General features: G+C 64.0%; 8 protein-coding genes and 1 pseudogene. 7 read left to right on the top strand and 2 right to left on the bottom strand.

Features of this window, described 5'->3' with window-relative positions:
* Together CH251_RS21290 and CH251_RS21285 are read left to right on the top strand one after the other, a co-directional pair.
* Nucleotides 1-486, top strand: a pseudogene (locus CH251_RS21290) (hydroxymethylglutaryl-CoA lyase); the annotation flags it as partial.
* A gap of 73 nt (nt 487-559) precedes the next feature.
* Nucleotides 560-1,939, top strand: a complete 1,380-nt coding sequence (locus CH251_RS21285; protein WP_094614913.1) for an SLC13 family permease — start codon at nt 560-562, stop codon at nt 1,937-1,939.
* A 33-nt stretch (nt 1,940-1,972) separates the two neighbouring features.
* Here the strand turns inward: CH251_RS21285 and CH251_RS21280 are convergent, their stop codons facing one another.
* Nucleotides 1,973-2,488 (bottom strand): Lrp/AsnC family transcriptional regulator, encoded by a 516-nt coding sequence (locus tag CH251_RS21280; protein ID WP_094614912.1) that lies wholly within the window; start codon nt 2,486-2,488, stop codon nt 1,973-1,975.
* 177 nt (nt 2,489-2,665) lie between these two features.
* Between CH251_RS21280 and hppD the strand changes: the two genes are divergently transcribed.
* Nucleotides 2,666-3,871 carry a 4-hydroxyphenylpyruvate dioxygenase gene (gene hppD, locus CH251_RS21275; protein ID WP_094614911.1) on the top strand — a complete coding sequence of 402 codons (1,206 nt, stop codon included), beginning with the start codon at nt 2,666-2,668 and terminating at the stop codon, nt 3,869-3,871.
* A gap of 28 nt (nt 3,872-3,899) precedes the next feature.
* Here hppD and CH251_RS21270 read toward each other — a convergent pair whose 3' ends face one another.
* Nucleotides 3,900-4,385, bottom strand: coding sequence for an Lrp/AsnC family transcriptional regulator (locus CH251_RS21270; RefSeq protein ID WP_094614910.1), 486 nt, complete (start codon nt 4,383-4,385; stop codon nt 3,900-3,902).
* Between the two features lie 158 nt (nt 4,386-4,543).
* Here CH251_RS21270 and CH251_RS21265 point away from each other — a divergent pair, with 158 nt between their 5' ends.
* The 4 genes from CH251_RS21265 to lpdA are packed head-to-tail and all read left to right on the top strand — an operon-like array spanning nt 4,544 to nt 9,304.
* Nucleotides 4,544-5,659 (top strand): thiamine pyrophosphate-dependent dehydrogenase E1 component subunit alpha, encoded by a 1,116-nt coding sequence (locus CH251_RS21265; RefSeq protein WP_094614909.1) that lies wholly within the window; start codon nt 4,544-4,546, stop codon nt 5,657-5,659.
* Entirely contained in the window at nt 5,656-6,660 is a 1,005-nt protein-coding gene (locus CH251_RS21260; protein WP_094614908.1) for an alpha-ketoacid dehydrogenase subunit beta, read from the top strand. The genes CH251_RS21265 and CH251_RS21260 overlap by 4 nt, the downstream gene beginning before the upstream one ends.
* A complete protein-coding gene (locus CH251_RS21255) occupies nt 6,657-7,940 on the top strand; it encodes a dihydrolipoamide acetyltransferase family protein (protein ID WP_094614907.1) in 1,284 nt (427 codons plus the stop codon). The genes CH251_RS21260 and CH251_RS21255 overlap by 4 nt, the downstream gene beginning before the upstream one ends.
* The gene (gene lpdA, locus CH251_RS21250) at nt 7,937-9,304 is read left to right on the top strand and encodes a dihydrolipoyl dehydrogenase (protein WP_094614906.1); all 1,368 of its coding nucleotides are present in this window, start codon (nt 7,937-7,939) and stop codon (nt 9,302-9,304) included. Before CH251_RS21255 ends, lpdA begins: the two co-directional genes overlap by 4 nt.
* Nucleotides 9,305-9,348 lie beyond the last annotated feature (44 nt).

Here is a 9,348-nt window from a genome sequence, read left to right as displayed (position 1 = left end):
TTCATCGGCGGAGTCAGCACCGCATTCGTGTGCCCGTTCGACGGCGTCATCACGTCCGAGCGCCTCGTCGAGGTGTGTGAACGGATGGCCGACACCGGTGTTTCGAGCCTCGGTCTGGCCGATACCCTGGGGATCGCCACCACCGATCAGGTATTGACCGGTGTCGACGCCGTCCGAACAGCGTTGCCCGAGTTGACAATCAGCCTGCATCTGCACAACGCTCACGATCAGGCCCTCGACACAGCGGTACGTGCAGTACTCGACCTCGAGATCGAATACTTCGACAGCGCACTCGCCGGGTACGGCGGTTGTCCCTTCGCCCCGGGCGCGCACGGAAACCTGGCCACCGAACAGCTCGTGGATACGTTTCATCGCGCCGGAATCGACACCGGTATCGACACTGCCGCTCTGGCCGCCGCTGCCGATCTCGCTCGTGCAGTGGTCGATCGCGCCCTACCTCTCCCCACCCCCGCCTCCGCACTGTGATCAGACGGGCCCCGGCCCGCGCATCGCCGCTTCCTCTGCGGCACAACCTCATCCTCCGTCCGAAAGGCCAGCCATGGTCTACGCAATCTCGATCGTCGCCCTCATCGCCATCTTCACGGTCGCGACGATCACTCCCATCAACATGGGTCTACTCGCCTTCGCCGGCGCTTTCCTCATCGGTGGCGCGATATCCGGCATCCCCATCGACGACATCATCGACGCATTCCCCGGTAGTACGTTCATCATCGTCGGCGGCATCACCTTGCTGTTCGCCATCGCCAAAGCCAACGGAACCATCGATGTCGTCATAGATCGATCCCTCCGACTGGTGGGCGGACGACGCTGGGCCATTCTGTGGATGATGTTCCTGCTGTCCGGGCTGCTGATGGCCCTCGGCTCCGTTCTCGCCGTCGGCATGCTGGCACCGATCGCGATGCCACTGGCCAAGCGCAACAACATCAATCCCTTCCTGATGGGCATGGTCGTGAGCCACGGCGCTCTTGCGTGCTGCTTCTCCCCGATCAACCTGTACGGCGCTTTCGTCAACGGCCTGATGGATTCCACCGGAGTCGGCTCACATCCGCTGGCCTTGTTCCTCATCCCGTTCGTGCTCAACACCTTCATCGCTCTCGTGCTCTTCCTCGTTCTCGGCCGCGACCTCATCACAGACCGGACGCGTGCGTTCGACGTCCAGGATCTGCGCGACCAGGAGGGCGGACTGCCGACGCCGTCCGGACCGCGTCCGGGCCACACCGGGTTGCCCGAGGGCAGCGGTGGCGGCACCGCAGTGCAAGTCGAGGCCGATCCCATCGAAGCCGCATCGGTCACAACGGTTCCCGATCAGCCCGTTCCGCTGAATCGAGTGCGTATCCTCACGCTCCTCGGCATCGCCGCCCTGGTACTGCTGTCGGTGACCTTGGGTGTCGACATCGGCGTCAGCGCGATCTGCGTGTCGGTGGTGCTGCTGCTGTTGGCACCCAAGACCCACCCCAAGGTGGTCGACAACATCGCCTGGCCTGCCGTGGTCCTGGTCTGCGGCGTCCAGACCTACATGACGGTCATGACACAGAACGGCACACTGGGATTCCTCGGCGACGCCGCGTCGGCCCTCGGCTCACCACTGCTGACGGCACTGATCCTCTGCTACGCGGTGGCCATCATCTCGGCGTTCGGATCGTCGATCGGCACCATCGGTATCGCCCTACCCCTCGCTGCACCGATGCTCGCCGCCGGCGAGCTGGGTGCCATCGGATTCGTTGCTGCCATTGCTTTCTCGGCGACGGTGGTCGACGTCAGCCCGTTCTCCACCAACGGTGTCATGGTCCTGGCCGAAGCACGAGTGGACGACAAGGTCCGATTCCAGCGAAAGATGCTGGGGTACTGCGGGCTCGTCGTTCTGCTCGCCCCGCCAACGGTCTGGCTTCTGACAGTGGTTGCTCCATCGGTCACCTGACTCGGCGAACCGACACGCCCCTGCTGACCGCCCTCATTCCCGCGCGGGTCGGTAGGCAGGGGCTTTCGGCGTTCGATCGGTCTCTGCGGTGTTCAGAAGCGGCATCGTTCGGAACTCGACCAGTTCCGACAGCACCACCACACTGGTCGACCGCGCTATGGTCCGAGATTGGTTGAGCACGATCAGAGTTCGTTGCAGATCGTCGTGGGACGCAGCTGCGACTCGGCACAGCACGTCTCCCGAACCTGTGGTCGCGAAGGCTTCCAAGACACCGGGGATCTGCTCCAGGGTAGCGACGACGTCGCCGAGCGCACCTTGTGCAATCTCCAAGGTGACGAACGCCTGAACCCCGTAACCTGCTGCAGCCAACCCGATTCGCGGTCGGTATCCGGTGATGACACCGCTGTCCTCCAGCCGTTGCAGCCTCGCTGTCACCGTCGCCCGCGCCACCCCGAGGTTCCGCGACAGCTCGAGCACCCCGATTCTCGAATTGTCCTGCAGCGCAGCGAGTATTGCGCGGTCCAGCTTGTCGAGCGTCGGTTCCATCATGCACCTCGGTGGTCATCGCATTTTGTAGGCATATCGTATAGCAGGACGTGAGATCGTCTGCACTATCTGTACAGCTGAGACAGTCGAAAGGAGGTCGATTGACGACCTATCCACCAGATGTTTTGCTCGACGGAACAACTGGTCGACACGACGCCAGCTCGGCAACAGGGAGATTCAATGAGCCTCGACAACATCCTCAACGACGACGAACGGTTGGCCGATCTCGACGCCGAACAATTGCGTCAGCTCGTCGGTCTGGTCGAGTACGACGACAAGCGCGACCCCTTTCCGGTCAGCGGCTGGGACGCCATCGTGTGGGTGGTCGGCAACGCGACGCAGACCACCCATTTCTTCCAGTCCGCCTTCGGCATGGAATTGGTGGCGTACTCCGGTCCGACGACAGGCCAACGCGACCACCACGCGTACGTACTCAAGTCGGGCGCAGTGCGATTCGTCATCAAGGGAGCCGTCGATCCCGACAGCGACCTGGTGGCGCACCACACGCGGCACGGCGACGGCGTCATCGACATCTCACTGGCCGTCCCCGATGTGGATCGATGCATCGAGCATGCGCGGGCGCAGGGCGCGCGAGTACTGCACGAACCAACCGATATCACCGACGAGCACGGCACGGTGCGGACTGCGACCATCGCCACCTACGGCGACACTCGGCACACGTTGGTCGACCGATCCCGATACACCGGCGCCTACCTCCCCGGCTACGTGCCGCGGACGTCGACACTGCAGCGACCGGTAGGCGCTCCCAAGCGGATCTTTCAGGCCCTCGATCACGTGGTGGGCAACGTGGAGCTGGGCAAGATGGATGAGTGGGTGGACTTCTATCACCGCGTCATGGGATTCACGAACATGGCCGAGTTCGTCGGAGCCGACATCGCAACCGACTACTCGGCGTTGATGAGCAAGGTCGTCTCCAACGGCAACCACCGGGTGAAGTTCCCGCTGAACGAGCCGGCCGTCGCCAAGAAGCGATCGCAGATCGACGAGTACCTCGACTTCTATCGAGGCCCGGGCGCACAGCATCTGGCGCTCGCGACCAACGACATCCTGTCTTCGGTCGATGCCCTGCGCACAGCGGGCGTCGAATTTCTCGCCACCCCCGATTCCTATTACGAGGACCCGGAACTGCGGGCCCGCATCGGCAACGTTCGGGTACCGATCGAAGAACTGCAGAAGCGTGGAATTCTCGTGGACCGAGACGAGGACGGGTATCTGCTGCAGATCTTCACCAAGCCTCTGGTCGATCGCCCGACGGTGTTCTTCGAGCTGATCGAACGCCACGGCTCGCTCGGCTTCGGCATCGGCAACTTCAAGGCCCTGTTCGAGGCCATCGAGCGTGAGCAGGACGCTCGCGGTAACTTCTGAGAAGTGATCTGTTCGACGCCGCCCACTGTCAGCGTTCGGTGGGCGGCGTCGTGCGTCCCAGACCACCTCGGTCCTCGTCGAAGATCAGCCACGTGCGGGTCGCTCGAACGCCGTCGAGCGATTGCAGCCCCTCCAGCACCACTTGCCGCAAACTCTCGTTGTCGGGAGTCCTGATGAGCACCAAGACGTCGAAATCGCCACCGAGCAAACTGAAGTGGTCGACGAACTCCATCGACCGCAACCCCTCGGACACGGTCCGCCACGAATCCTGACGGATGGACAGCGCAATGAACGCCGAGGTCCCCAGCCCTGACGCCGCATGGTCGACCTGCACGGTGAACCGCTCGATTACACCCGAGTCCTTCAACCGATCGACACGCGTATAGGTATGTGCACGAGAGAGATTCAATCGATCGGCCAGTACCCGCATCGAGACCCGACCGTCGGCGGTCAGCTCGGTGAGGATGCGCCGATCGGTGTCGTCCAACTCCACACGCCTCGAGACGTCGTCCATTCGTCCGCTCCTACCTGGTCGTTCTATGCACTGATCGGACATATCGCTGGTGTACGCGAGGATCGGTAGCCATATGTCTGCAATTCTACGACCATAGGACTTCTTCCTCACAGAATCGGCCAGAATCGCCGTACAAGCCGATTTCAGGAGAGTGCGCCATGACGACCGTCGAGAAGGTTCCGGCAACGTCCTATCAACAGTTCATGCCCGCCGATCGTCCCGTGCAGTATCTCGCACCCGACGGGACAGGTGTCGACAGCGCCGCACGGTATGCGCGCCCGTCCGACGAACGGCTGCTGGAGATGTACCGCTCGATGGTGCACGGCCGCCGATTCGACCAGCAGGCAACGGCATTGACCAAGCAGGGCCGGCTCGCGGTCTATCCCTCCTCGCGTGGACAGGAAGCCTGCCAGATCGCCGCAGCCCTCTGCCTGGGTGAGCAGGACTGGATGTTCCCGACGTACCGGGACTCGATGGCTCTCGCGGCGCGAGGCGTCGACCAGGTGGAGTTGCTCGGTATGCTCGCCGGCTACTGGCACTGCGGTTACGACCCGACCGCCTACAAGGTCGCTCCCCAATGCACTCCGTTGGCAACACAATTGCTGCACGCGACCGGTTTCGCCTACGCCGAGGCCAAGCAGGGACGAGGCACCATCGCCCTCGCGTTCTGCGGTGACGGCGCGACCAGTGAAGGCGACTTCCACGAGGCCCTCAACTTCGCCGCGGTGTTCCGAGCCCCGGTCATCTTCCTGGTCCAGAACAACGGATTCGCGATCAGCGTTCCGCTCGCGCGTCAGAGTGCAGCTCCGTCGTTGTCGCACAAGGGCGTCGGCTACGGCATCGGCAGCGAGCAGGTCGACGGCAACGACCCCGTGGCGATGATGGCCGTGATGGACGAGGCCGTGAAGTACGTCCGAGCAGGCAAGGGACCGGTTGTCGTCGAGGCGCACACCTACCGCATGGACGCACACACCAACGCCGATGACGCCACGCGCTACCGCAAGGCCGACGAGGTCGAAGGATGGCTGGCACGAGATCCGCTCTCGCGCTTGGATTCCTACCTCGAAGGCCGAGGAATCCTCACCGACGAGCTCCGCGAGCAGATGACGTTATCCGCCGACGCCGACGCCGCGGCACTTCGCGCCGGCATGAACGTCGAGCAGGACGTCGACCCCGACGACCTGTTCCGGTTCGTCTACTCCTCCCCCATCCCCGGCCTGACCGAACAACGCAATCAGGTCGCCGCCGAAATCGCTGCAGGAGAACTGTCATGACCACGATCACCATGGCCGGAGCCCTCAACGCCGCCCTGCGCGACGCGTTGACCGAGGACGAGAAGGTCGTCGTCTTCGGCGAGGACGTCGGCACGCTCGGCGGCGTCTTTCGCGTCACCGACGGACTGACCCGCGACTTCGGTGACGACCGCTGCTTCGACACCCCGCTCGCCGAATCGGGCATCGTGGGATTCGCGATCGGGATGGCGATGTCGGGCTACAAGCCCGTAGTCGAGATGCAGTTCGACGCCTTCGCCTACCCCGCCTTCGAGCAGATCGTGTCCCATGTTGCCAAGCTGCGCAACAGAACCAGGGGCTCACTCACTGCGCCGATGGTCATTCGTATCCCGTTTGCGGGCGGTATCGGCGGCGTCGAGCATCACTGCGACTCCTCCGAGGCCTACTACGCGCACACCCCGGGATTGAAAGTCGTCTCCCCGTCCACCGTCGCCGACGCGTACTCACTGATGCGTGACGCCATCGCCGACCCGGATCCGGTGATCTTTCTCGAACCGAAGCGGCTGTACTTCTCCAAGGACGACATCGAGCTGACCAAGACCGAGCCGATCGGCACCGCTGTCGTGCGCCGTGCCGGTACCGACGTCACGCTTCTCGCGTACGGACCCACCGTGTCGGTGGCCATGCAGTCGGCAGAGTTCGCAGCCGAGGACGGTCGGAGCGTCGAGGTCATCGATCTGCGATCGCTCAATCCGTTCGACGACGAGACCGTTGCAGCCTCGGTACGCAAGACCGGACGCTGCATCGTGATTCAGGAAGCACAGGGCTTTTCCGGCGTCGCCGCGGAGATCGCGTCACGGGTATCCGAGCGTTGCTTCCATCACCTGCACGCTCCGGTCCTGCGGGTGACCGGACTCGACATTCCCTACCCTGCACCGAAACTCGAGCACTTTCACCTGCCGTCCGCAGACCGCGTACTCGACGCGATGGACCGACTGCAGTGGAACGACGCCCCGGATCTCAGCAAGGCGGTCACGGTATGAGCATGCAGGTATTTCTGCTCCCCGACCTCGGTGAGGGACTGACCGAGGCCGAGATCGTCGAGTGGAAGGTAAAGCCGGGCGATACCGTCACCATCGATCAGGTCGTCGTCGAGGTCGAGACAGCGAAGGCCTCCGTCGAGGTGCCCTGCCCGTTCGAGGGTGTTGTCGGCGAACTGCATGCGGCCGAGGGCACCTCACTTGCCGTCGGCGCTCCCCTGATCAGCATCACCGGCGGTGCTATCGCCGATACGCCTGCTGCCCACGAGCGGTACCGCGAGGAAGAACGCGCCGGTTCGGGCAATGTGCTCATCGGCTACGGCACGGGACACGGCCCTACCGGACGGCGTCGGCGAAGTGCGGCTCCGCCGCAGTGGCTTGAAAAAGTGCCCCCTGAGGCACTTAACCGCACCACTGCGCAGCACATCTCACATGCACCGAAGGTGCTCTCCCCCATCGTCCGCAGCATGGCGTTGCAGGGTGGGCTCGATCTGGCGAGCATCGATACAGCGGGCGGCCACGGAGTGATCACCCGCGCGGATGTCGAACGAGCCTTGGCCGGTTCGACCGTTACATCCTCGCCGGAGGGCGTCACGCGAATCCCGATCACCGGCATCCGTAAGACCATCGCAGACAAACTCTCTCGTAGTCGTGCGGAGATTCCCGAAGCGACCGTCTGGGTCGACGTCGACGCGACGGCTCTGCTGCAGGCCCGACGCGACCTCGACTCCTCCATCGACGGAGTCAAGGTAACGCTGTTGGCGGTCCTCGCCAAACTCACCATGATCGCGTTGGCGAAGTTCCCGGAGCTCAACAGCACGGTCGACACCGCAGCCGGCGAGATCCTGCGCTACGAGAACGTCGGCCTCGGCATTGCCGCGCAGACCGATCGCGGGTTGATGGTTCCCGTTGTGCCGCAGGCAGACAAGGCCGATCTGAAGGAACTCTCCGAGCGGCTGGCCGAGTTGACCGAACTCGCACGGACCGGTTCTCTCCCCGCAGCTCGACTGAGCGGCGGAACGTTCACCCTCAACAACTACGGAGTGTTCGGGGTCGACGGCTCGGCCGCGATCATCAACCATCCCGAGGCCGCGATCTTGGGCATCGGACGCATCATCGACCGTCCCTGGGTGGTCGACGGCCAGTTGGCCGTGCGCAAGGTCGCACAGTTGTCGTTGGCGTTCGATCACCGAGTGTGCGACGGCGGAGTGGCGGGCGGATTCCTGCGCACTGTTGCCGATTTCGTCGAGAACCCCGTCGTGGCATTGGGATCCGTCCGATGAGCGACGTGGACGTCATCATCCTCGGCGGTGGATCAGGTGGGTACTCCTGCGCCCTGCGAGCCGAACAGCTCGGCCTGTCCGTGGCCCTGATCGAGGAGGACAAGCTCGGTGGCACGTGCCTGCATCGCGGGTGCATCCCCACCAAGGCCCTGCTGCACACCGCCGAGGTGGCCGACGCGGTCCGCGGCTCGGCGCATGTCGGCGTCACTGCTTCGTTGACCGGCGTGGATATGCCTGCTGCACTCGACTATCAGCGCAGTGTGGTCGCAGGCTTGTACGCGGGGCTGCAGGGGTTGTTGAAGCGTCCGGGCATCGAGATCGTGTCCGGCCGTGGCCAGGTGGTCGGACCTCGCACCGTCGAGGTGGAGGGTCGGCGCATCACCGGGGCTTCGCTGGTTCTCGCCACCGGGTCGTATTCACGCACCATTCCGGGTATCGAACTGGGGCCGCGCGTGCTCACGAGTGACGGGGCCTTATCCCTGGATCGGGTTCCGGAGTCGGTCGTCGTGCTCGGCGGCGGCGTGATCGGCATCGAGTTCGCCAGCATCTGGGCATCGTTCGGTGCCAAGGTCACCGTCGTCGAGGCGCTCGATCGGATCGTGCCGGGCGAGGACGAATGGGCCTCGAAGCAGTTGGCCAAGGCATTACGCAAGCGCGGCATCGACATTCGTACCGGTACCAAGGTCGAGACAGTCAGCGAATCTCCCGACGACGTTGCGGTGGCACTGTCCTCCGGGGACACCCTTACTGCCGATCTCGTGCTGGTGTCCGTCGGCCGTGGACCCCGTACCGACGGTCTGGGTCTGGCCGAGCAGGGCATCGCCACCGAACGCGGCTTCGTCGCTGTCGACGACAATCTGCTCACCACAGCAGACGGCGTCTATGCCGTCGGCGACATCGTGGCGGGATATCAGTTGGCGCACCGAGGTTTTCAGCACGGCATGTTCGTCGCCGAGCACATCGCCGGCCTTTCGCCTGCGCGTATCGACGGTGACGTCGTTCCGCGCGTGACCTACTCGCACCCCGAGGTCGCATCGGTCGGTCTCACAGAGAAGGCCGCGGAGGAGAAGTACGGCACGGTGACGTCGGTGGTCTACGACCTCGGAGGGAACGGCAAGAGTCGAATTCTGGCTACTGCAGGTGGAGTCAAGGTGGTTCGAGCCCGTGACGACGGCCCGGTTGTCGGCGTTCACCTCGTCGGTGACCGCGTGGGCGAGCTGATCGGCGAGGCACAACTCGCGGTTGCGTGGGAGGCATTGCCTTCGGAGGTCGGCAGCTTCGTGCACGCTCACCCCACGCAAAGCGAGGCACTCGGTGAGGCAATGATGGCACTGTCTGGACAACCGTTGCACGCGCACAGCTGAACTCCCCAAGGCTCCGAGCCTCGCAGTGGACGCGTCACGGCGTC

Origin of the sequence: Rhodococcus sp. 06-462-5, assembly GCF_002258315.1 — a bacterium.
Classification (GTDB): domain Bacteria; phylum Actinomycetota; class Actinomycetes; order Mycobacteriales; family Mycobacteriaceae; genus Rhodococcoides.
This window is presented reverse-complemented; position numbering and strand designations above follow the sequence as displayed.